The sequence below is a fragment of the Bosea sp. OAE506 genome, assembly GCF_040546595.1.
GTDB lineage: Bacteria > Pseudomonadota > Alphaproteobacteria > Rhizobiales > Beijerinckiaceae > Allobosea.
This window is the reverse complement of sequence record NZ_JBEPOB010000001.1, coordinates 2,288,317-2,310,558: the sequence shown is the minus strand read 5'-3', so window position 1 is coordinate 2,310,558 and position 22,242 is coordinate 2,288,317. Positions and strand designations below refer to the sequence as shown.

The following is a 22,242-nucleotide window of genomic DNA, read 5'->3' as shown; positions in this document are numbered from 1 at the left end:
AGACTGACCAACGAGGACGCAAGACGATGACCATCGGAGTGGGCGGATCGAGCTTCGAGGCGGAACTCGCCAAACTGAAGCCGATGACCGACGGCATCGAGCCGATCGCGGTCAAGGAGTTCAAGGAGCGCATCGCCAAGGCGCAGAAGCTGCTGCGCGAGCAGGGCCTGCAGGCGCTCTATCTGGATACCTCGACGAGCCTGGCCTATTTCACCGGCATCCAGCTCAATCTCACCGAGCGGCTGCATGGCGCGGTGATTCCCGTCGAGGGCGAGATCGCCTATCTCAGCCCCACCTTCGAGGAGCCGAAGACGCGCGAATACATGAAATTCGGCGACGATGTCCGCTGCTGGGAAGAACACGAGGACCCGACCGAGCTCGTCGTCGAGACCATCCGCAGCATGGGCTATGAGAGCGGCCAGGTCGCTCTCGACCCGCACACGCCTTTCTACATCGTCGATGGGCTGCGCAAGGCCGGCAACCGCTTCACCTTCACGCAGGGCAGCTCGATCACCGCCGCCTGCCGCCAGCTGAAATCGGCCGCCGAGATTGCCCTGATCCAGCGCGCCATGGACATCACCATGGAGGTCCACCGCGCCGCCGCCCGTGCGCTGCAGGTCGGCGTCACCACCGCGCAGACCAAGGATTTCCTCGACCGCGCCCATCGCAAACTCGGCATGAGCTGGACCAGCGGCGCCGCCCAGTTCGGCGAGGCGACCGCCTACCCCCATGGCGTGCCCCATGAGCAGACCCTCGTCGACGGCGACATGGTGCTGATCGACATGGGCACCAAGGTCGGAGGCTACCGCTCGGACATCACCCGCACCTATGTCTTCGGCGAGCCGACAGAACGCCAGCGCGAGATCTGGAACCTGGAGAAGAAGGCCCAGCTCGCCGGCTTCGCCGCAGCCCAGCTCGGCGCGCCCTGCGAGAACGTCGATTTCGGCGCGCGCGGCGTCATCGAGGCGGCCGGCTACGGCCCCGGCTACAAGGTCCCCGGCCTGCCCCACCGCACTGGCCACGGGCTCGGCCTCGACGTCCATGAGGAGTCCTTCATGGTCAAGGGCAACAAGACCCCGCTCCAGGTCGGCATGTGCTTCTCGATCGAGCCGATGATGTGCATCTACGGCGAGTTCGGCGTCCGCCTCGAGGACATCGCCTACATGACGCAGGACGGCGCGCGCTGGTTCACCCAGCCCGCCCACACCGTCGACGACCCCTTCGCCTACGAAGCCTGAACCAAGCCGCCACCCAAGACCCTCGACAAGAACAACCAAAGGAAGAAGCAGATGGCTTCGAACATCTTCTCCGGGACGATCCCGGCCCTCATGACGCCCTGCAAGGCCGACCGCACGCCTGATTTCGACGCCCTCGTCCGCAAGGGGCAGGAGCTGATCGCCGCCGGCATGTCGGCCGTCGTCTATTGCGGCTCGATGGGTGACTGGCCGCTCCTGACGGACGAGCAGCGCATGGAAGGCACCGCCCGGCTGACGAAGGCGGGCATTCCCGTGATCGTCGGCACCGGCGCGCAGAACACGCAGCGCGCCGCAGCGCTCGCCGCTCACGCCAAACAGGTCGGCGCCAAGGGCCTGATGGTGATCCCGCGCGTGCTCTCGCGCGGCCCCTCGGCGACCGCCCAGGCCGCGCATTTCGGCGCCATCCTGGAGGCCGCCGACGGTCTGCCGGCGGTGATCTACAACAGCCCCTATTACGGCTTCGAGACCCGTGCCGAGCTGTTCTTCAAGCTGCGCGAGAGCTACCCCAACCTGATCGGCTTCAAGGAGTTCGGCGGCGCCAAGAGCCTGACCTACGCAGCCGAGAACATCACCGGCCAGTCGGAGGACATCACCTTGATGGTCGGCGTCGACACGCAGGTCTTCCACGGCTTCGTCAATTGCGGCGCCAGCGGCGCGATCACCGGCATCGGCAACGTGCTGCCCGAGCCGGTGCTGCGCCTCGTTGCGCTCTGCGAGAAGGCCGCCACGGGCGACGTCGCGGCGCGGGCCAAGGCGCTCGAACTGGATGGCGCGCTTGCCGTGCTGTCGAGCTTCGACGAGGGGCCGGACCTCGTGCTGTTCTACAAGTACCTGATGGTGCTCGAGGGCAGCCCCGAATACGAGCTGCACTTCAACGCCTCCGACAGCCTGACCGAAGGCCAGAAGCACTACGCGCGCACCCAGCTCGCGCTCTTCAACACGTGGTACGCGGCCTGGAAGAAGGCCTGACGCGATCCGGCGAGGCCATCCGGCACCGTCCGCGCCCGGGCGGTGCCGTCAAGCCATCCGGCGCGTGACCGGCAATGGTTGCGACTCGATCCGGTCGCGACCATTGCGCTTGGCCGCGTAGAGCGCCTCGTCGGCGCAGCCATAGAGCATGTCCTCGTCGATCGGCCCCTCGGCGGAGCAGAGCCCGATCGAGACCGTCGCGTGGTCGAGGTCGGGGTGTAGGCTTCGCCAGGGCGCGCGGGCCAGCGCCACGCGGATCGCGAGCCCGACCCGGTGAGCATCCGCCGGCGAGGCCCCGCCAAGAACCACCCCGAACTCCTCGCCGCCGATCCGCGAGACGAGCCGCCGGTGGCCGCTCGCCTGCTCGGCCACGATCGACCCGATCATCTTCAGACAGGCATCGCCGACGAGGTGGCCGAAGCGGTCGTTGATCGCCTTGAAATGATCGACGTCGATCGCCAGCAGCGACAGCGGCCGGGCGATCCGGGCCTCTGCTGCCAGGAACGTCATGAAGGCGCGCCGGTTGGCGAGGCCCGTCAGCGCGTCGGTGCCCGCGAGCTTGGCCAGCTCTTCGTTGGCCCGTTGCAGCGCCGCCTGTGCCTCGACGAGCTCGATATGCTGGCGCTTGGCGGCCGTGATGTCGGCGTGGGTGAAGAAGCCGATGCCGCCGATGCTGTGCCGGGCGATGACCCTCAGCCAGCGCTGGCCGGGCAACTCGATCTCGAAGGGCGCCCCGTCATAGCGCAGGCCATTGCGAATGGCGGCGCGCCAGGCGCCGGCCGGTGACCCCTCGCGCCAGCACCAGGCGATGATGTCGTCGAGCGTGCAGCCGACGACCGGCCGGTCTCCGGGCAGGCCATAGAGCTGCCTGAAGGCATCGTTGGCGGCGACGATCCGATCATCCGCATCGAGAATGGTCGCTCCGTCGGGAATGAAGGGCAGCGCCTCGAACACGGGCAGCACGAGCTCGGGAACGGCCTCTGCCCGATGTTCGGCATCCAGCCGCTGCCACAGCCGCACACGTCCGCCATCGGGAGCGCGAAGCGACGAGGCCCGCAGCCGGCGACCATGGTGGATGAACTCGAAGGGCTGCGTCTGGTTGTCGTGGCGCGCAACGCCTTCGGCGATATAGCGCTCGACCTCGGGCATCTCCTCCGGAGACAGGCGGCAGCGATAGAAACGAACGAGATTGTCCGCGTAGGGCTCGCCGACATAGATCTCGCCGTCATCCTCCGGGAAGAACTGCAGGAAGGTGTTGTTCCAGCTGACGGCATCCAGCCGCGCGTCGTACTCGCAGGCGGCAATGCCGAGCATATCCAGGGAGGCATGCAGGTACGGCGATAGGATCATGCCCTTTCATGCCGCACGGGCCTTAACAAGCAGTAAGATACCCCGGAATGGCCCCGGCCTCAGCCGACCTTGCCGTAGCCCGCGAACTTGGCGCTCACCCGCGCCATCTCCGCCTCGTCGAGAATGACGGGCTCCAGCCCGGCAGCGAGGATATCGAGATACTGCCCGGCCAGATTTTCGACCTCGGCCACGATCTGGTGGGCCCCGGCGAGCGAGGCGCCGAGCGCGATGACGCCGTGATTGGCGAGCAGCACCGCCTTGCGGCCCTCCAGCGCCCGCACCGCATTCTCCGCCAGTTCGGGCGTACCGAAGGTCGCGTAGTCGGCGCAGCGGATGTCGGCGCCACCGCAAAGCGCGATCATGTAGTGAAACGCCGGAATGCCTCTGCGCGTGCAGGACAGCGCAGTGGCACGCGGCGAATGCGTGTGCACGATCGCCTGCGCCTCCGGCCGCGCCCGATAGATCGCGGCATGGAAGGGCCATTCCGAGGACGGCTTGCGCGCGCCCGAGAGAACCATGCCGTCGAGCGACAATTCGATCAGATCCTCCGGGGTCGTCTGGGCATAGGGCAGGCCCGACGGCGTGATCAGGAAACCGCCTTCGGTCCGGGCCGAGACATTGCCCGATTTCGACGGGCAGAAACCTGCATGGTCGATGGCCTGCGCGACGGCGACGATGCCGGCGCCGAGTTCGTTTCTGCTCATGATCTCGTCCTGCTCACGCCGGGGGCCGTCCGGCCCGTTCCGGAAACAGCCGTGCCAGCCCCTCCGCGCTCGCCTCGCAGACGCCGCGCTCGGTGATGAGCCCGGTCACGAGCCGGGCCGGGGTAACGTCGAAGGCGGGGTTGGCGGCGTTGCTGCCGGGCGCGACGACGCGGATCGAGCGCACCTCGCCATCCTCCCCCAGCCCGGTGAGATGCGTCACCTCCCGCGCCGCGCGTTCCTCGATCGGGATCTCGCGCAAACCGTCCGACAGGCTCCAGTCGATGGTCGGCGACGGCAGCGCGACATAGAACGGCACGCCGTTGTCATGCGCCGCCAGCGCCTTGAGATACGTCCCGATCTTGTTGGCGACATCGCCGCTGGCCGTCGTCCGGTCGGTGCCGACGATGACCATATCCACCTGTCCGTGCTGCATCAGATGCCCGCCGGCATTATCCGCGATCACCGTATGCGGCACGCCGTGGCCGCCGAGTTCGTAGGCGGTCAGCGCCGCGCCCTGGTTGCGCGGCCGCGTCTCGTCCACCCAGACATGGACGGGCATGCCGGCATCATGGGCCAGATAGATCGGCGCCAGTGCCGTGCCCCAGTCGACGGTCGCCAGCCAGCCGGCGTTGCAATGGGTCAGGATGTTGAGCGTCGCGCCTTCCGCCTTTTCGGCCGCGATGGAGCGGAGCACGCCGAGCCCGTGCTCGCCAATGGCGCGGCAAAGCGCGACGTCCTCATCGCAGAGCGCGGCGGCCTCGGCATAGGCGGCCTCGGCCCGCTCCGGCCCCGACAGCGGCGAGAGCCGCGCGCGCATCCGCGCCAGCGCCCAGTGCAGATTGACGGCGGTCGGCCGCGTCGCACCGAGCAGGGCGAGTGCCGCTTCCAGCGCCGCGTCGGAGGCGTCCGCGCGCATCGCCAGCGCCACGCCATAGGCGGCCGTCGCCCCGATCAGCGGCGCGCCCCGCACCACCATTGCGCGAATAGCCTCCGCTGCCGCCTCTTGCGAGGACAGGGTCACGGTCTCGAAGCGGAAGGGCAGCCGCGTCTGGTCGATGACGCAGACACGCCAGCCATCCGGCGCGAGCCAGATCGTGCGGTAGGGCTGGCCGTTGATCTTCATGCGGCCGTCAATGCCCGCCGAAAGCGACGAGCGTGCGAACGGGCACGCCGAGCCGGCGGACCCGGTCGGCGCCGCCGAGATCGGGCAGGTCGACGATGAAGCAGGCGGCGACGACCTCAGCCCCCAGCTGCGACAGCAGGTTGACCGCACCTTCCGCCGTCCCGCCGGTTGCGATCAGGTCGTCGACCAGCAGCACGCGCTCGCCCGGCGACACCGCATCCTTGTGGACCTCGATCTCGTCGGTGCCGTATTCCAGCTCATAGGTGACGCTGACGGTCTCGTGCGGCAGCTTGCCCTTCTTGCGCACCGGCACGAAGCCGGCCGAGAGCTGGTGGGCCACCGCCCCGCCCAGGATGAAGCCGCGGGCCTCGATGCCGGCGATCTTGGCGATCTTCAGCCCGGCGAAGGGCTGCACCAACTCGTCGACCGCGCGGCGGAAGGCGCGGGCGTCCCCCAGCAACGTGGTGATGTCGCGGAACACGATGCCCGGCTTGGGATAATCCGGAATGGCGCGGATGCTGTCGGCAAGGTTCATCGCAGTCAGTCCGCTTTCAGGAGGCGACCCGCCACGGCGTCGAGCTTGGCGAGCAGGGCGGGATCGCGCATTTCGGGCGCGGTGATGAGGGCATTGTCGAGCGCGTTGTGCGAGCCGGCGGGACAGGGCACGCGCTCCGGCGGGAAATCGGCCGCCAGCCGCGCCACCAGCCGCTTCGCCTTGTCGGCATTCTCGTGCAGCACCTTGACCACGGCGGCGACATCGACCGGCCCATGCTCCTCGTGCCAGCAGTCATAGTCGGTGACCATCGCGACCGTCGCATAGGTGATCTCGGCCTCGCGGGCGAGCTTGGCCTCGGGCATCGCCGTCATGCCGATCAGGTCGTAGCCCAGCGTCTTGTAGGTCATGGATTCCGCGTAGGTGGAGAATTGCGGCCCTTCCATCGTCACCAGCGTGCCGCCGCGCACGAAGGGCAGGCCCTCCGCCGTAGCGGCTTCCGCGATCAGCCCCTGCAGCGCCGGCCCGACCGGGTGGGCGACGGAGACATGGGCGGCGCAGCCCCTTCCGAAGAAGGAGGAGGCCCGGCCGCTGGTGCGGTCGACGAACTGGTCGACCAGCACGAACAGCCCCGGATAGAGCTCGGCCTTGTAGGAACCGCAGGCGGATAGCGACACGAGATCGGTCACACCGGCCCGCTTCATCACATCGATATTGGCGCGGTAGTTGATCTCCGAGGGCGGGATCGCGTGGCCGCGGCCATGGCGGGGGAGAAAGACGATCTTCGTCTTGCCTATCCGGCCGATCCGCAGCACGTCGGACGGCTCGCCCCAGGGGCTTTCGATGCGCTCCTCGCGCAGGTCGCTCAGCCCCGGCAGGTCGTAGATGCCCGACCCGCCGATGATCCCCAATACCGCTTCGCTCATCTCGCTATCCCTGATGCCGGGGCGGGACTGTGCCGCGCGGGCGCCGGTGCATCAAGCGGCGCCTCGCCACCAACGAAAAAAGGCCCCGTCGCCGGGGCCTTCTGCGAAAGCGGGAAGGATCAGTGGGCGGGCGTGCCGTCGGGCATGCGCGACCAGACCTTCTTCTTCGTGTAGTAGAGCAGCCCGCCGAAGATGAGCAGGAACAGCATCACCTGCATGCCCGTGCGCTTGCGCGCCTCGAGATGCGGCTCGGCCGCCCACATCAGGAAGGCCGTGACGTCCTTGGCGTACTGCTTGGCGGTCTCCGGAACCTGCGGCTGGCCGTCGGCGCCCTTCGGGAACTCGACCTGGCCGTCATTGAGCGGGTTCGGCATCGCGATCAGATGGCCGGGCATATAGGTGTTGTAGTACTGGCCCGGCAGAAGCGTCACGCCCTCGGGCGGCGGGTCCTTGTACCCCGTCAGCAGCGCGGCGATGTAGTCCGGCCCCTGCTCCTGGTACTGGGTGAAGATGTCGAAGACGAAGCGGGGGAAGCCGCGCTCATAGGTGCGCGCCTTTGCGATCACCGAGAGGTCGAGCGGGTAGGCGCCACCGTTGGCGGCCCGCGCCGCCTGCTCGTTCGGGAAGGGCGACGGGAAGGCGTCGGCCGGGCGGCCGGGCCGCTCGAACATCTCGCCCGTCTCATTGGGGCCGTCCTTGACCTGGTAGGTCGCGGCCAGCGCCGTAACCTGGCCGGCAGAGAACTCCGGGCCGCCGGGTTGCGCGAGGTTGCGGAACTTCAGCAGCGAGGCCGCGTGGCAGTTGGCACAGACCTCCTTGAAGACCTTGTAGCCGCGCTGCAGCTGCGCCCGGTCGAACTTGCCGAAGGGCCCCGAGAACGACCAGCTCAGCGCCGGCGGCTCGACGCGCTCGCCGGCGGCCTGCGCCGTCAGCGGCAGGGCGGCGAGCATGAGGCCGAAAGCGGCCGAACGAACCAACATCTTGCTCATGATTCGTCTCAGCCCTTGGCGTTGGGTTCGGCGGCGACCGCGGTGCCCATGCGCGCACCCGATCCACCCTGCAGCGTGCCGAGCACGGAGTCGGCGATGGAGTTCGGCAGCGCCTTGGGCCGCTCGAACAGGCCGACGACGAAGAGCGCCACGAAGTAGCCGAAATACAGCACGGTGAAGACCTGCGAGGCGATGACGTAACCGCCCTCCGCCGGCATCGCGCCGAGATAGCCGAGGCCGATGCAAACCACGGCGAAGGCCCAGAAGAGCTGGCGGGCGATCGGACGGTAGCTCATCGACTTGACCTTGGAGCTGTCGATCCAGGGCAGGAAGGCGAGCACCACGATGGCCGCGCCCATGGCGATGACGCCGCCGAGCTTGTCCGGCACCGCGCGCAGGATCGCGTAGAACGGCAGGAAGTACCATTCGGGGACGATGTGCGCCGGCGTCACGGCCGGATTGGCCGGGATGTAGTTGTCGGCATGGCCGAGGAAGTTCGGCTGGTAGAAGACGAAATAGGAGAACACGAAGATGAAGCACACCATCGCGAACAGGTCCTTGACCGTCGCATAGGGCGTGAACGGCACGGTGTCCTTGGCGACGTTCTTCACCTCGACGCCGGTCGGGTTGTTCTGGCCGACGTGATGCAGCGCCCAGACGTGGAGGATGACCACGCCGAAGATCATGAAGGGCAGCAGGTAGTGCAGCGAGAAGAACCGGTTCAGCGTCGGGTTGTCGACCGAGTAGCCGCCCCACAGGAAGGTCACGATCGTCTCGCCGATCACCGGCAGCGCCGAGAACAGGTTGGTGATGACGGTCGCGCCCCAGAAGGACATCTGACCCCAGGGCAGCACATAGCCCATGAAGGCGGTGGCCATCATCAGCAGCAGGATGATGACGCCGAGGATCCAGAGCACCTCGCGCGGGGCCTTGTAGGAGCCGTAATAGAGGCCGCGGAAGATGTGGATGTAGACCGCCAGGAAGAACATCGAGGCGCCGTTGGAGTGCAGGTAGCGCAGCAGCCAACCATAGTTCACGTCGCGCATGATGTGCTCGACGGAGTTGAACGCCAGCGTCGCCTGCGGCGTGTAGTGCATCACCAGGATGACGCCGGTGACGATCTGGGCCACCAGCATGAACATCAGGATGCCGCCGAAGGTCCAGAAATAGTTCAGGTTACGCGGCACCGGATAGGACACCGCGGAATCGTGCGCGAGGCGGATGATCGGCAGACGCGCATCGAGCCAGCGCTCGAAACCTGTCTTCGGGACGTAGGAGCTGTGACCACTCATGCGGATTGCCTCGGGGCTGTCTCGTACAGGCGGGATCGGGGCGAGCGGGACGCTCAGCCGATCCGGATCTTGGTGTCGGCGCTGAAGGCGTAGGGCGGGATCGGCAGGTTGAGCGGCGCCGGCCCCTTGCGGATGCGACCCGACGAATCGTAGTGCGAACCGTGGCAGGGGCAGAACCAGCCGTCGAAATCGCCCTTCGGGTCGCCGGGCGAATTGCCGAGCGGCACGCAGCCGAGATGGGTGCAGTTGCCGTACACCACCAGGAATTCCTCGTGGCCCTGCTTGACGCGGGCCTGGTCGGGCTGCGGATCGGGCAGCGAGGCGACGTTGACCGCGCGGGCCTCGTCGATCTCCTTCTTGGTGCGGTGGCGCACGAAGATGAGCTTGCCGCGCCAGAACAGCTTGATCGCCTGGCCTTCCGCGATGGGGGCGAGATCGAGATCGATCGGCGCACCCGCAGCCACCGTCTGCGCGTCGGGCGCGAGCTGGCTGACGAGAGGAACGACGACGGCGCCGAGCCCGACGGCGCCGACGGCGCCTGTGGCCAGCATCAGGAAGTCGCGACGGGTGGATTCGGTCGGTTTCGTATCGGTCGCGTTCGCCACGATCCAATCCTCTAAAACGTCGATCGAGTTTTGGAAGAACTCGAAATTGCAACCCAGCGCCGTGTTTAGGCGCGCGTTGTCACGGCCGCAATGCGGCGGCGCGTCACTGCCGCGCTCTTTGGCATGCAGATTGGACGAAGTCTACTGTTGGCGGGCATGCGGCGGTGCATGACGCCCGCCCGCTGGCGAGGGCTCAGGCGGGCAGCGTTTCGGCGTCCGCCGCGGCCAGGAACCCGCCCGACTGGCGCGACCAAAGCCGCGCATAGAGCCCGGGCCTCGCGACCAGTTCAGCATGGGTCCCGACATCGACGACCCGGCCGCGATCGAGCACGATCAGCCGGTCGAGCGCCGCGATGGTCGACAGCCGGTGCGCGATGGCGATGACCGTCTTGCCCTGCATCAGTGAGGTGAGTTGCTCCTGAATCGCCGCCTCGACCTCCGAATCCAGCGCCGAGGTCGCCTCGTCGAGAATCAGGATCGGCGCGTCCTTCAGCAGGACCCGTGCGATCGCGATGCGCTGTCGCTGGCCGCCGGAAAGCTTCACGCCGCGCTCGCCGACGCGCGAATCGAAGCCGCGCCGCCCGTCCTGGTCGCTGAGGCCCTCGACGAATTCATGTGCCGAGGCCTGGCGCGCCGCCTGCGCGATCTCATCGGCCGTCGAGCCGATGCGCCCATAGGCGATGTTGTCGCCGATCGAGCGGTGCAGCAGCGAATTGTCCTGCGTCACCATGCCAATCTGCGCGCGCAAGGAGTCCTGCGTGACATGGGCGATGTCCTGCCCGTCGATCAGGATGCGCCCGCCCTCGAGAGGGTAGAGCCGCAGCAGCAGGTTGACGAGCGTCGACTTGCCCGCGCCCGAAGGCCCGACCAGTCCGATCTTCTCGCCCGGCCTGATCTCGATATCGAGACCTTCGAACAGCCCGCCGCCCTTGCCGTAGTTGAACCGCACGCCTTCGAAGCGGATCGCGCCATGGTCGACGGCCAGCGGCGCCGCGTCGGGCGCATCCGTCAGATCGTGCGGCTTGGCGATCGTCTCCATGCTCTCCTGCACCGCGCCGATATTCTCGAACACGCCGCGCACGAGATGGATCAGCCAACTCGACATCTGGACGAGGCGCAGCACGAGGCCGATCGACGCCGCGACCGCACCCGGCGTCATCGCACCCTGGCTCCAGAGCCAGAGGCAGAGCCAGGCCGTGACCACGACCAGCAGGCTGTTCATCGTCTGCAGGATGACGCTGACGCCGGTGATCAGCCGCGACAGGTTGAGGAAGGCGGTGTTCCAGCGCGACAGCGACTCGCGCACGGCCGAGCGCTCGGCATCGGCCCGGGCGAAGAGCTTCACCGTCAGGATGTTGGTGTAGGCGTCGACGATGCGGCCCGTCGTCGAGGAGCGGCCCAGCGAATTGGCCTCGGAGCGGCTTTTCGCGCGCGGCACGAAATAGACCAGCAGCGCGACATAGGCCGCGAGCCAGACCAGCACCGGCAGCGCGAGCCACAGCGAGGTCGCCCCGAAGAAGCCGATCGCGACCGAGGCGAAGATCAGCGCATACCAGAGATCGTCGATGACCTCGATCGTGGCGCCGCGGATCGACTGCCCGGCCTGGATCACGCGCGAGGAGAGACGCCCCGCGAAGTCGTTCTGGAAATAACCGAGTGCATGGCCGAGCGTGTAGACATGGTTGCGCCAGCGGATCTGGTTGGTGATCTGCGGGACCACGACCTGATCGACGATCGCGTGATTGGCGAAATAGACCAGCGGCCGCACCACCACGAGCAGGAACGCGGCGCCCCCCAGCAGCCAGCCATGGTCGCGGAAAATCGTTTCGGGTGACTGCGTCGCCAGCAGGTCGACGAACCAGCCGACCATCAGATACATCGCCGCCTCGATGCCGCTGAAGCCGAGCCCCGTCAGCATGACCAGGAACAGCCAGCCCTTCGCACCCTTGATGTGATGCCACATGAAGGGCCAGACGCCGCGGGGCGGTGTCTCGCTTTCGTCGAAGGGGGCGAAGACGTCGATCCGGCTCTCGAGCCAGCGGAACAGCGGAGTGAACATGTCCGCCCTCCTCTGGACCGGCATGGCGACGAAATCGGGGCGGGCATCGGCGGCGCGGCCGGCCCAGGCAGCCCGCCGATATGGCGTGCAGCCACGCGAATTGCCAGTCTCGCCTGCGCATGCCCGCCGCGTGCCCCGTCCTTGACGCACCGGCCGCCTTCACCCCATGACAGCATCAGGATGACGGCGACCGACGAAACAGCATCTCCGACGGGTCGGGCGCCGCTGCGCCTGGCGCTCTACCAGCCCGACATTCCCCAGAACACCGGCACGATGATCCGCATGGCCGCCTGCCTCGGCCTGGCCGTCGACATCGTCGAACCCGCCGCCTTCGACGTCTCCGACCGGCATTTCCGCCGTTCGGGCATGGACTATCTCGAGCGCGCGGCCGTCACGCGCCACGCCTCCTTCACCGCCTTCGACCGCTGGCGCCGCGAGGCGGGGCACCGCCTGATCCTGGCCGAGACCGATGGGCCGACCCGCTATCTCGACCTCGCCTTCGCACCCGGCGACATCGTGATGCTCGGCCGGGAATCGGCCGGCGTCGCGGCCGAGGTCTATGCCGCCGCCGATGCGGTGGTGCATGTGCCCATGCTCGCGGGCCTGCGTTCCCTCAACGTCGCGATTGCAGGCGCCCTGGTTCTGGGCGAAGCCTTGCGGCAGATCGGTGGCTTCGCGGCGCCGGTGCAGGCCGAAGACCACCAAGAACGACATCAAGGGTGAGGAGACGGGGATGACTGACCACAAGGCCGCCGCCGCGGCGCCGAGCGACCCCGCCGCGCTGGAGAGGGCCGAGGCGATGAAGCCCCGCGCGAAGGCCTGGTTCGAGACGCTGCGGGACCGCATCTGCGCCTCCTTCGAGGCGATCGAGGACGAGGCGACCGGCCCCTTCCCGCCCGAGGCGGACGCCCCCGGCCGCTTCGTCCGCACGCCTTGGCAGCGCAACAACCATGACGGCGCGCCCGGCGGCGGCGGCGTCATGTCGATGATGAGCGGGCGCGTCTTCGAGAAGGTCGGCGTCCATGTCTCGACCGTCTACGGCACCTTCCAGCCAGAATTCGCCGGGCAGATCCCCGGCGCGGCGGAGGATCCGCGCTTCCACGCCACGGGCATCTCGCTGATCGCCCATCCCTGGAACCCGCACGCGCCGACCGTGCACATGAACACGCGCTTCGTCGTCACCACGAAGCCCTGGTTCGGCGGCGGCGCCGACCTCACCCCCGTGCTGGTCGCGAGGCGCAACCAGGACGATCCCGACGCCATCGCCTTCCACGCCGCGATGCGCGACCCCTGCGAGCGCCATGCGCCGATCGCCGACTATCCGCGCTTCAAGGCCTGGTGCGACGAGTATTTCCACCTGAAGCATCGCGACGAACCACGCGGCATTGGCGGCATTTTCTACGACTATGTCTGGTCGGGCGATCCGGACGGCGACCTCTCCTTCACCCAGGCCGTGGGCGAGGCCTTCCTCAACGCCTATCCGCCGATCCTGCGCGCCAACATGGGCAAGCCCTGGAGCGCCGGCGAGCGCGAGGAGCAGCAGGTCCGCCGCGGGCGCTATGTCGAGTTCAACCTGCTCTACGACCGCGGCACGATCTTTGGCCTGCGCACCGGCGGCAATGTCGACACGATCCTCTCCTCCATGCCGCCGACGGTGCGCTGGCCCTGAGCCGGCGGCGCCATCGCCTGCCGGCTCCGCCATATGGATGACGCTCGGACAGCGCCGAGCGGCCAGCCTGCGCTCTCCAGTCGCAGCGGGAGTCGGCGGCCATGGCGCGCATCGCTCTGTTATCGCCCAGAGAATATGTCGACCTGCTGCACGCGCTGCCGGTCCCGGGCTATACGGGCTACCCCGAGGGGCTGGTCGCGGTCACCTCCTACATGTCGGCCAATCCGCAGTTCGGCGGCGGCAAGGGCGGCAATGCCAAGGCCGGTCGGCTCAACGGGCTGCTGCAGTCGCTGACCAAGGGAAAGCCTGAATCCTATCTCACCGGCCAGCCGGGCTATGGGCGCGTGTTCAGCGGCCAGGGCCTGCCGATGGACATCGCCATCGTCATGTCGCTGGTGAACGCCAACCGCGACGTGCTCGCCAAGGACCCGACCTTCAAGGACTATTTCAAGGTCGGCGATTTCCTGCAGGCGATGGCCGATGACGGCGTCTTCGGCATCGACTGCATCGGCTTCGTCGGGACCTACCTGGTCCAGTCCGGCCTCGAGCCGAAATATGTCGGCCGCCGTCCGCTCGATTTCGCCGGGCTGTTCAAGCCGGTCAAATCCCTCGACCAGGTCCGGCCCAACAGCGTCGTAATGCTGACCAACGGCCTGCATATCCAGATGATCGACGCGGTGCGGCCCGCCAATGGCGGCCTTATGGTCGATCTCTGCCAGAGCACGAAGGGCGGGCCGCAGGTCAATGTCGGCGTGTCGCTGACCCAGCCGCATTCGGGTGGCAGCTACCTGCCGGTCGACGAATTCCGCAAGGCGAATGCGAACAAGACCTACCAGGCGGACTGGGAGGCGGACAATCGGGCGAGGCAGGCAGCCGGTGGCAAGGCGCGCGACTATGAGAGCTTCCTGCGCGAGAAGATGACGGCGAAGGGGCGCCACTTCGGCTATCTCGGCGGCGCCATCTTCCAGCTCGGCGGCAATGGCGCGCCCGGCAACATCGTCTCCGGCTCGGTCTATGTCGGCGTCGTCGACGGCGGCATCTCGATCCGCACACCCTGAGCGATGGCGTCCTCCAGGAGGCGCAACTGCGCCTGCGCGTCATCGGGAGCTCCGGCCTCGACCCAGGCGTGCCGCGCGGCCTCGAGAACCCGGCCGATCGCCGGCCCCGCCGGGATGCCGCGCGCGATCACGTCCCGCCCCGTCGGCTGGAAGGGCGGGGTGCGGCCCAGTGCGGCGATCATCGCCTGCGTTCGCTCGACGGACTCCGCACCACGCCCCGCCAGCAGCACGAGTCCGGCGGCCACCGCGTCCTGACCGACCCGATGGGCGAGATGGCGCAGCTGCGCCAGCGTCGCCGGCGAACCCCGGCCCGAGAGCCCCTCGAGCGCTAGGACAATGCGCTCGATCCGGTCGAACTCGTCATTCGACAGGCGAAGCTCCTCGCGCAGGCGCAACGCATCCTCGCGCACGCCGACGGCGAGCGCCGCCAGCCGGAAGGCGGGAAAAACGCCCTCGCCGCCGCCCTCGGTTACGGCCTCGAAGCGCGCCAGATGCGGCACGCGGCCGATCATCGGCATCAGAAGTCCGGCCTCGGCCATGGTGCGCAGGACCGGCGCGGCGCCCGCCGCGACCAGCAGTTTCATCAGCTCGGCCCGCACACGCTCGCGTGACAGCCCCGTCAGCCCTCCCCGCCCCGCGATGCAGGCGCGGACGCCGTCGGCATCCGGCGGGCCGGCCCCGTAGCGCGCATGAAAGCGGAAGAAGCGCAGGATCCGCAGATAATCCTCGCGGATCCGGGTTGCCGCATCGCCGATGAAGCGGATGCGCCGCGCGGCGAGATCGGGCAGCCCGCCGCAGGGGTCATGGACAACTCCGGCCCGGTCGAGCGACAGCGCATTGACCGTGAAGTCCCGCCGCCGTGCATCGGCGACAAAATCGCGCCCAAAGCGGACCGTCGCGCGCCGGCCGTCTGTCTCGACATCCTCGCGCAGCGTCGTGACCTCGCAGGCGACGCCGTCAGCGACGAGGGTCACCGTGCCGTGCTCGATCCCCGTCGGCACGGCCTTGAATCCGGCCAGCCGGCCGCGCCGCATCGTCTCCTCGGGCAGCGCGGTCGTCGCGAGATCGACATCGCCGATCGGCTCGCCGAGCAGGGCATCGCGCACGGCGCCCCCGACGATGCGCGTTTCCTCGCCCTCGCCGTTGAGCGCCTCCAGCAACCGGGAGAGCGAGGGCCGCGCCAGCAGCGCGGCGATCCGCCCCTCGGGGGAGGTCATTTGAAGCGGCCGGGTACCAATTGCCCGTTCTCCATATGCGGCGGCTCATAGGCGCCGGTGCTGCGCGGCGCCGTCCAGCCGCCATAGGCGACGAGCGCGATCGCCAGCGCCAGCCCGACCACCGCCAGCCAGAACACATGCCGGCTCCAGTGCTCCACATCGAGCGGGTTGCGCCGCTTGACGACGAGATAGCCGGCGAAGACGCAGAAGGGCAGGACGAAGAGAAGCACCTCTTCGATGATCGAACGCAGCATGGCCTTGATCGTCCAGTCCTGTTCAGCCTGAGAGCCGCTCGTAGAGATTGCGGATCATCCCGGCAGTGGCGCCCCAGATATAGCGATCGCCGAACGGCATCGCATAGTAGGTGCGGTAGAGCCCCTTCCATTCACGGCCTTCGCGGCGGTGATTGGCCGGGTCGAGCAGGAAGGACAGCGGCGTCTCGAAGGCCTCGTCCACCTCATGGGCGTTCAGCGTCAGCGAGAAGGGCGGCTCGACCAGCCCCACCACGGGCACGATCCGGTAGCCCGTTCCGGTCAGATAGGCATCGAGGAAGCCCAACGTCCGCACCCGCTCGCGCGGCAGGCCGATTTCCTCCTCCGCTTCGCGCAGCGCCGTCACGACCGGAGAGCCATCGACCGCGTCCACACGCCCGCCGGGAAAGGCGACCTGCGCCGAATGGCTGCGCAGCGTCGCGGCACGCTGGGTCAAAATCACGGTCGGCCCCTGGGGCCGCGGCACGATTCCGATCAGCACCGCCGCGGGAACCGCCGCCATCTCGTCGGGCGGCGGCACCGGATGCGGCTGGTGATCGTGGTCGCCGCGCGGCCGCGCGATCACGTCCCCCGGCTGCGGCGGATCCGGCCGCAGCCGGCGCTGCGCGAGTTCCGCGAATTGCTCGGCCGTGAGATCAAGCGCCTGCATCACAACCCGTCGATCTCGCTTGCCGGCACGGCCGGATGGAAGAGCCCGCCCGCGGCCACCCCGAACTGCGCCACGCCCTCGATCTCGCGCACCTCGCCCAGCGCCAGCAGATCATAGGTCAACGCCCGCGTCAGCCGCGCCCAGAGGTTGCGCCGGACATGGACATAGGGTTTGAGCCCATCCCCTGTTGCCTCGCGCTCAAAACGAATCGGATGGTCAGGCCCGACCTGGACGAGGTCGTCCACCTGCGTGCGGAAGCCGATGGTTCGCGCATCACCATCCCCCTCGACCGCCATCTCGACCGCCTGGAAGGGCGCGTCCTCGACCGTGATTCCGAGCTTTTCGACCGGGGTCACGAGAACGTAATCCTCCCCATCCCGGCGCAGGACGGAGGAGAACAGCTTGACCAGGGCCGGCCGGCCGATCGGCGTGCCCTGATAAAACCAGGTGCCGTCGGCCGCGATCCTGATGTCGATAGCGCCGCAGAAATCGGGGTTCCAGCGCTCGACAGGCGGAATCCCGCGGGCCTTGCCGCCCTGCAGCGCCGCCATCAGCCGCTCCATCGCCCCGCGCGTCTCGCTCATCGAAACCCCTGCCGGTGCCGCCTGCGGCATAGTGGTTGCATCGTCGTCCCTGCCTTGAACTCCACATAATCGTGAAGCCGAGTTCTGTGCACCGCGTCATTCCGCCCTTGAGCCGGCATGGCGCCCCGTCCACACTCAACGGCTCTGGCCGTTGCAAGGTTGCGGGACGCCGGAAGGCGCGGAACCGAGGGTGAAGGAGATCGACATGGTGGCGCAAGTCCGTGCGGCGGAAGCCAACCCCCCCGTCAGCCTCGATACCGGCATCGTCGAGGCGGCGGAAGCCGCGCTCGGCGCCATCGGCGCGGCCCGCGCCGAGATCGGCCGGGTCATCTTCGGCCAGCAGAAGGTCGTCGATCTCTCTCTGATCACGCTGCTCGCGGGCGGCCACGGCCTGCTGGTCGGCGTGCCCGGCCTCGCCAAGACCAAGCTGGTCGAGGCGATGGGCACCGTGCTCGGAATGAGCGCGCGGCGCGTCCAGTTCACCCCCGACCTGATGCCCTCCGACATCCTCGGCTCCGAGGTTCTCGACGAGAGCGCCGACGGCAAGCGCCATTTCCGCTTCATCAAGGGTCCGGTCTTCGCCCAGCTCCTGATGGCCGACGAGATCAACCGCGCCTCACCGCGCACCCAGTCGGCCCTGCTGCAGGCGATGCAGGAGCACCACGTCACCGTCGGCGGCGAGCGTTACGATCTGCCGGCCCCCTTCCATGTGCTGGCAACGCAGAACCCGATCGAGCAGGAAGGCACCTATCCCCTGCCCGAGGCGCAGCTCGACCGCTTCCTGCTCGAGATCGATGTCGCCTATCCCGACCGAGAGGCCGAGCGCCGCATCCTGCTCGAGACCACCGGTGCCTCCGAGCACAAGCCGGCCCAGGCGATGACGGCGGAGACGCTGATGTCGACGCAGCGGCTCGTGCGCCGCCTGCCCGTCGGCGATGGGGTCGTCGACGCGATCCTCGATCTTGTGCGCTCCGCCCGCCCCGGCGAGGGCAGCGATTCCGCGATCACCGACAAGCTCGCCTGGGGTCCCGGCCCGCGTGCCAGCCAGTCGCTGACGCTGGCCTGCCGCGCCCGCGCGCTGGTCGAAGGGCGTCTCGCGCCCTCGATCGACGATGTGATCGCGCTTGCCGTCCCGGTTCTGAAGCACCGCGTCGCGCTGACCTTCGCCGCCCGCGCCGATGGCGAGACGGTGGAAGGCATCATCGGCAAGCTCGTCGAGCGATTGGGATAGGGGGCGAACACGGATGCTGCGCACGCGCGTTCTTGGATCGGCCGAACGCCAGCCCGCGAGGCCGGTCGTCACCGCCTCGCTCGATCTGGCGGCGCGCCTGCCCCGGCTGATCCTCGAGGCGCGGCGCGTTTCCGCCAGCCTGCACGGCATCCACGGACGCCGCCGGGCGGGCCCGGGCGAGACCTTCTGGCAGTACCGCCCGCTCGTCACCGGCGAATCCTCGTCGCGCATCGACTGGCGCCGCTCGGCCCGTGATGGCCACCTCTTCGTCCGCGAACGCGAATGGGAAGCCTCGCATGCGATCTGGCTCTGGATCGACCGTTCCGCCTCGATGGGCTTCGCCTCCTCGCTGGCTCTGGCCTCGAAGGTCGATCGCGCCCTGATCGCTGGATTTGCGCTGGCCGAGACGCTGGTCGATGGCGGCGAGCGTGTCGGCCATCTTGGGCTGACCCGGGCGCTGGCCTCGCGCCGCATCGTCGAGACGCTGGCCCAGGCGATCCTGGCCGATGCCAAGGGGGCCGATCTCGATCTGCCGCCCGACGGGCCGCTGCCGCGCCTGGCCGATGCGATCATCATCACGGACGGGCTGTCGCCGGCCGATTCGCTCGCCCGCCGCATCGCCACCCTCGCCTCCTCCGGAGCCCGCGGCCATGTCCTGCTGATCGCGGACCCGATCGAGGAAACATTCCCTTTCACCGGCCAGGCCGAGCTCTTCGATCTCGAGGATGGGCTCTCGCTGCGCGTCGGCGATGCCGGCTCCTGGGGCGCGGAATATCGCCAGCGACTGGAATCGCACCGCGACGCGATCCGGGAAGCCTGCCGCAAGGCGGGCTGGACGCTGACGCTCCACCGCACCGACCGACCGGCGAGCGAAGGCGTGCTGCGGATCGCGAGCCTCGTCGCGGCGTCGCGCGGAAGCGGGAGATAGCCGGTGCTGAACGCGCTCCCCCTCGCCTTCTCCGCCCCGCTCGCACTGGCCGCGCTCGCGCTACTGCCGGCGCTCTGGCTGATCCTGCGGGTCACACCGCCGCGACCGCGCCGGATCGACTTTCCGCCGCTCAAGATCATGGCCGATCTCGTCGCCAAGCGCGAAATGCCCGCCCATACGCCCTGGTGGCTGCTGGCGCTGCGCATGCTGGTGGCGGCATTGGCGATTCTCGCGGTGGCCGGCCCGGTCTGGAACCCGCCGCGCGATGCGGCCCCTCTGCGCGGCCCGATGCTGCTCATGATCGACAACGGCTTCGGCGCCGCCGTGGACTGGCCGGAGCGCCTGCTGGTCGCCGAATCCCGCGTCGCCGCCGCCGCGCGCGAAGGCCGCCCGGTCGCCCTGCTGGGCCTGGCCGAAAATCCCGCCGAAATCACACTGTCGGAGCCACGCGCCGCGCTGGACCGGCTGCGCGCCTTTGCTTTGCAGCCGCATGCCCCGGACCGCGGCGCGCATCTGCCACGGATCGAGGCCTTCCTGCGCACCGCCCCGGACGCCGAGATCGTCTGGGTGACGGATGGCCTTTCCATCACCGATGACGGCGCCTTCCTCGCCAGGCTGAGACAGGAGGCCGGCTCCGGGCGCGTCTCGATCCATGCAGGCCCCATCGATCAGCTCGCCCTCACCGCGCCCGAGAACCTCGCCGGGGCGCTGGCCGTGAAGGTGCTGCGTCCCACCACCAGTGCCGCCGCCAGCGGCCTTGTGCGCGCGCTCGATCTCAAGGGCCTGCCGCTCGGCGATGCGCCTTTCATCTTTAACGGCTCGGACCTGCAGACGACGGCCCGCCTGACCCTGCCGATCGAGGTCCGCAATGCCGTCTCGCGGCTCGAGATCGTCGGCGAGCGCAGTGCCGGCGCGGTCGCGCTGCTCGACGACCGGTCCAAGCGCCGCCGCGTCGGCATCGTCTCCGGCGCGACCACCGACACGGCGCAGCCTCTGCTGTCGCCGACCTATTACGTCTCGCGCGCCCTCCAGCCCTTCGCCGAGATCCGCGAGCCGCGGCCGGGCTCGACCGACCCCGTCGGCGAATTGCTGGCGCAGAACCTCTCGGTGCTGGTGCTGGCCGATATCGGCGCGCTCGATCCCGACACGGCCGGCAAGATCAACGCCTTCATCCAGCGCGGCGGCGTGCTGCTGCGCTTCGCCGGCGCACGCCTCGCCGCGGCCTCCGACGAGCTGACGCCGGTGCGCCTGCGCCGTGGCGGCCGCACGCTCGGTGGCGGTCTCTCCTGGGAAACCCCGCGCAAGCTCGCCGCCTTCACCCGCGAGAGCCCCTTCTTCGGCGTGCCGGTCAATGACGATGTCCGCGTCAGCCGGCAGATCCTGGCGGAGCCGGAGGCCGATCTCTCCCGCAAGACCTGGGCGGCGCTGGAAGACGGCACGCCCGTCGTCACCGGCGAGCGCCGCGGCGACGGCATGATCGCGATGATGCACGTCACCGCCGACACGACCTGGTCGAACCTGCCGCTGTCGGGACTCTTCGTCGAAATGCTCAGGAAGATCGTCGGTCTCGCCGGCACCGGCCCGGCCGAGCCCCAGGGAGAGGATGCCCGCGTGGAGACGCTTTCGCCGACCCGCGTGCTCGACGGCACGGGCAGCTTCCGCAGCCCGCCCGCCACGGCCCAGCCGGTGGCACGTAGCTTCACCGGCCGCGCCACGCTCGCCCACCCGCCCGGCATCTATGGCCCCGCAGACGGCTCGCTCGCGGTCAACGCGCTCAACCCGGCGGACACGCTGCGCGCGATCGACCTCGCCGCGCTGGGCGCGCCGATCCTGCCGGTCGACAAGCCGGTCGCGCTCGACATCCGCCCGCAGCTTCTGGTGCTGGCCCTGTTGCTGCTGGTCGCCGACACGCTGGCGACGCTCTGGCTCGGCGGCCGGCTGAACTTCGCCCGCCGGGCCCGCCGCGCCGCACCCGCCGCCATCCTCATGGCGCTGGCGCTCGGCGGCGGCTCGCTGCTGCCGGACGAAGCCCGCGCCCAGGCGCCCGCCTCCCCCGCGGCGACGCCGGTGCCGGACCAGCGCCCGCCGATCCCGCGCGAGCTCTTCGCCGCCGGTGCGGTCACCCGCCTGGCCTATGTCGTCACCGGCGACCGCGCGGTCGACGAGATGTCGAAGGCCGGGCTCGCCGGGCTCAACGTCGTGCTCGGCGCGCGCACTGCGCTCGAACCGGGCGAGGCCGTTGGCGTCAACGCCGACCGCGACGAACTCGCCTTCTTCCCGGTCCTGTACTGGCCGATCGTCTCCGGCCGGCCGATCCCGTCCTCGGAGACGCTGCGCAAGCTCGAGGCCTATATGAAGGGCGGCGGGCTGGTGATCTTCGACACCCGCGACGCGATGAGCGCCCGGCCCGGCGGCGGCACGACGCCGGAGGGCGACCAGCTCCGGCGCATGCTGCAGACGCTCGACATTCCCGAGCTCGAGCCGCTGCCGCGCGACCACGTCCTGACCAAGACCTTCTACATCCTCGACGGCTTCGTCGGGCGCTACGACAGCGGCACGACCTGGGTCGAGATCCTGCCGCCCGCCGGCGCGGACGGCCGCCGTCCGGCGCGGGCCGGCGACAATGTCTCGCCGATCGTCATCACCTCCAACGACCTCGCCTCGGCCTGGGCCGTCAACCGTCGCGGCGAACCCATGGTGCCGCTCTCCGGCTCCGATCCGCGCCAGCGCGAAATGGCGCTGCGGGCCGGCGTCAACCTCGTGATGTACGCCCTCACCGGCAACTACAAGGCCGACCAGGTCCATGTCCCGGCCCTGCTCGAAAGGCTGGGCCAGTGAGGCACGCTCGAATGATGCAATGGCTGCGGG

The 22,242-nt window shown here is 68.9% G+C and carries 21 protein-coding genes; 8 read left to right on the top strand and 13 right to left on the bottom strand.

Annotated features, from left to right (window positions below):
• The first annotated feature begins 26 nt into the window (after positions 1 to 26).
• Both ABIE41_RS11235 and ABIE41_RS11230 read left to right on the top strand, forming a co-directional pair.
• On the top strand, positions 27 to 1,238 hold the full coding sequence (locus tag ABIE41_RS11235; RefSeq protein WP_192644539.1) for a M24 family metallopeptidase: 1,212 nt from the start codon (positions 27 to 29) through the stop codon (positions 1,236 to 1,238).
• Positions 1,239 to 1,289: 51 nt separating this feature from the next.
• The gene (locus ABIE41_RS11230) at positions 1,290 to 2,225 is read left to right on the top strand and encodes a dihydrodipicolinate synthase family protein (protein ID WP_192644538.1); all 936 of its coding nucleotides are present in this window, start codon (positions 1,290 to 1,292) and stop codon (positions 2,223 to 2,225) included.
• Positions 2,226 to 2,273: 48 nt separating this feature from the next.
• On the opposite strand, the gene ABIE41_RS11225 is transcribed toward ABIE41_RS11230, so the two are convergent.
• From ABIE41_RS11225 to ABIE41_RS11185, 9 genes are all read right to left on the bottom strand, one after another.
• A complete protein-coding gene (locus ABIE41_RS11225) occupies positions 2,274 to 3,575 on the bottom strand; it encodes a diguanylate cyclase (protein WP_192644537.1) in 1,302 nt (433 codons plus the stop codon).
• Positions 3,576 to 3,634: 59 nt separating this feature from the next.
• On the bottom strand, positions 3,635 to 4,279 hold the full coding sequence (locus ABIE41_RS11220; RefSeq protein WP_192644536.1) for a class II aldolase/adducin family protein: 645 nt from the start codon (positions 4,277 to 4,279) through the stop codon (positions 3,635 to 3,637).
• A 13-nt stretch (positions 4,280 to 4,292) separates the two neighbouring features.
• The gene (gene mtnA, locus ABIE41_RS11215) at positions 4,293 to 5,402 is read right to left on the bottom strand and encodes an S-methyl-5-thioribose-1-phosphate isomerase (RefSeq protein WP_192644535.1); all 1,110 of its coding nucleotides are present in this window, start codon (positions 5,400 to 5,402) and stop codon (positions 4,293 to 4,295) included.
• A 7-nt stretch (positions 5,403 to 5,409) separates the two neighbouring features.
• Positions 5,410 to 5,937 (bottom strand): adenine phosphoribosyltransferase, encoded by a 528-nt coding sequence (locus tag ABIE41_RS11210; protein WP_192644534.1) that lies wholly within the window; start codon positions 5,935 to 5,937, stop codon positions 5,410 to 5,412.
• A gap of 5 nt (positions 5,938 to 5,942) precedes the next feature.
• A complete protein-coding gene (locus ABIE41_RS11205; RefSeq protein ID WP_192644533.1) occupies positions 5,943 to 6,821 on the bottom strand; it encodes an S-methyl-5'-thioadenosine phosphorylase in 879 nt (292 codons plus the stop codon).
• A gap of 119 nt (positions 6,822 to 6,940) precedes the next feature.
• Positions 6,941 to 7,810 carry a cytochrome c1 gene (locus ABIE41_RS11200; protein WP_354191971.1) on the bottom strand — a complete coding sequence of 290 codons (870 nt, stop codon included), beginning with the start codon at positions 7,808 to 7,810 and terminating at the stop codon, positions 6,941 to 6,943.
• An 8-nt stretch (positions 7,811 to 7,818) separates the two neighbouring features.
• Positions 7,819 to 9,102, bottom strand: a complete 1,284-nt coding sequence (locus ABIE41_RS11195; RefSeq protein WP_192644532.1) for a cytochrome b — start codon at positions 9,100 to 9,102, stop codon at positions 7,819 to 7,821.
• Between the two features lie 53 nt (positions 9,103 to 9,155).
• Complete coding sequence (gene petA / locus ABIE41_RS11190) at positions 9,156 to 9,707, bottom strand: ubiquinol-cytochrome c reductase iron-sulfur subunit (RefSeq protein WP_354191968.1); 552 nt, start codon at positions 9,705 to 9,707, stop codon at positions 9,156 to 9,158.
• Between the two features lie 193 nt (positions 9,708 to 9,900).
• Complete coding sequence (locus ABIE41_RS11185; RefSeq protein WP_354191966.1) at positions 9,901 to 11,766, bottom strand: ABC transporter ATP-binding protein; 1,866 nt, start codon at positions 11,764 to 11,766, stop codon at positions 9,901 to 9,903.
• A 180-nt stretch (positions 11,767 to 11,946) separates the two neighbouring features.
• On the opposite strand from ABIE41_RS11185, the gene ABIE41_RS11180 reads away from it, so the two are divergent.
• From ABIE41_RS11180 to ABIE41_RS11170, 3 genes are all read left to right on the top strand, one after another.
• Complete coding sequence (locus ABIE41_RS11180; RefSeq protein ID WP_192644531.1) at positions 11,947 to 12,489, top strand: tRNA (cytidine(34)-2'-O)-methyltransferase; 543 nt, start codon at positions 11,947 to 11,949, stop codon at positions 12,487 to 12,489.
• 10 nt (positions 12,490 to 12,499) lie between these two features.
• On the top strand, positions 12,500 to 13,435 hold the full coding sequence (gene hemF, locus ABIE41_RS11175; protein WP_192644530.1) for an oxygen-dependent coproporphyrinogen oxidase: 936 nt from the start codon (positions 12,500 to 12,502) through the stop codon (positions 13,433 to 13,435).
• 101 nt (positions 13,436 to 13,536) lie between these two features.
• Positions 13,537 to 14,493, top strand: coding sequence for a hypothetical protein (locus tag ABIE41_RS11170; RefSeq protein WP_192644529.1), 957 nt, complete (start codon positions 13,537 to 13,539; stop codon positions 14,491 to 14,493).
• On the opposite strand, the gene ABIE41_RS11165 is transcribed toward ABIE41_RS11170, so the two are convergent.
• The 4 genes from ABIE41_RS11165 to ABIE41_RS11150 are packed head-to-tail and all read right to left on the bottom strand — an operon-like array spanning position 14,448 to position 17,215.
• Entirely contained in the window at positions 14,448 to 15,710 is a 1,263-nt protein-coding gene (locus tag ABIE41_RS11165) for a CCA tRNA nucleotidyltransferase (protein WP_192644528.1), read from the bottom strand. The two genes, ABIE41_RS11170 and ABIE41_RS11165, sit on opposite strands and share 46 nt — an antisense overlap.
• Positions 15,707 to 15,964 carry a DUF6111 family protein gene (locus tag ABIE41_RS11160; protein ID WP_192644527.1) on the bottom strand — a complete coding sequence of 86 codons (258 nt, stop codon included), beginning with the start codon at positions 15,962 to 15,964 and terminating at the stop codon, positions 15,707 to 15,709. Before ABIE41_RS11160 ends, ABIE41_RS11165 begins: the two co-directional genes overlap by 4 nt.
• Positions 15,965 to 15,986: 22 nt before the next feature.
• The gene (locus ABIE41_RS11155; RefSeq protein ID WP_192644526.1) at positions 15,987 to 16,631 is read right to left on the bottom strand and encodes a CoA pyrophosphatase; all 645 of its coding nucleotides are present in this window, start codon (positions 16,629 to 16,631) and stop codon (positions 15,987 to 15,989) included.
• A complete protein-coding gene (locus ABIE41_RS11150) occupies positions 16,631 to 17,215 on the bottom strand; it encodes a DUF1285 domain-containing protein (RefSeq protein ID WP_192644525.1) in 585 nt (194 codons plus the stop codon). Before ABIE41_RS11150 ends, ABIE41_RS11155 begins: the two co-directional genes overlap by 1 nt.
• 205 nt (positions 17,216 to 17,420) lie before the next feature.
• On the opposite strand from ABIE41_RS11150, the gene ABIE41_RS11145 reads away from it, so the two are divergent.
• From ABIE41_RS11145 to ABIE41_RS11135, 3 genes are read left to right on the top strand one after another with little or no spacing between them, the layout of a single operon-like run.
• Entirely contained in the window at positions 17,421 to 18,446 is a 1,026-nt protein-coding gene (locus ABIE41_RS11145) for an AAA family ATPase (RefSeq protein WP_192644760.1), read from the top strand.
• A gap of 13 nt (positions 18,447 to 18,459) precedes the next feature.
• On the top strand, positions 18,460 to 19,374 hold the full coding sequence (locus ABIE41_RS11140; protein WP_192644524.1) for a DUF58 domain-containing protein: 915 nt from the start codon (positions 18,460 to 18,462) through the stop codon (positions 19,372 to 19,374).
• 6 nt (positions 19,375 to 19,380) lie between these two features.
• The gene (locus ABIE41_RS11135; protein ID WP_192644759.1) at positions 19,381 to 22,212 is read left to right on the top strand and encodes a DUF4159 domain-containing protein; all 2,832 of its coding nucleotides are present in this window, start codon (positions 19,381 to 19,383) and stop codon (positions 22,210 to 22,212) included.
• Positions 22,213 to 22,242: the final 30 nt, after the last annotated feature.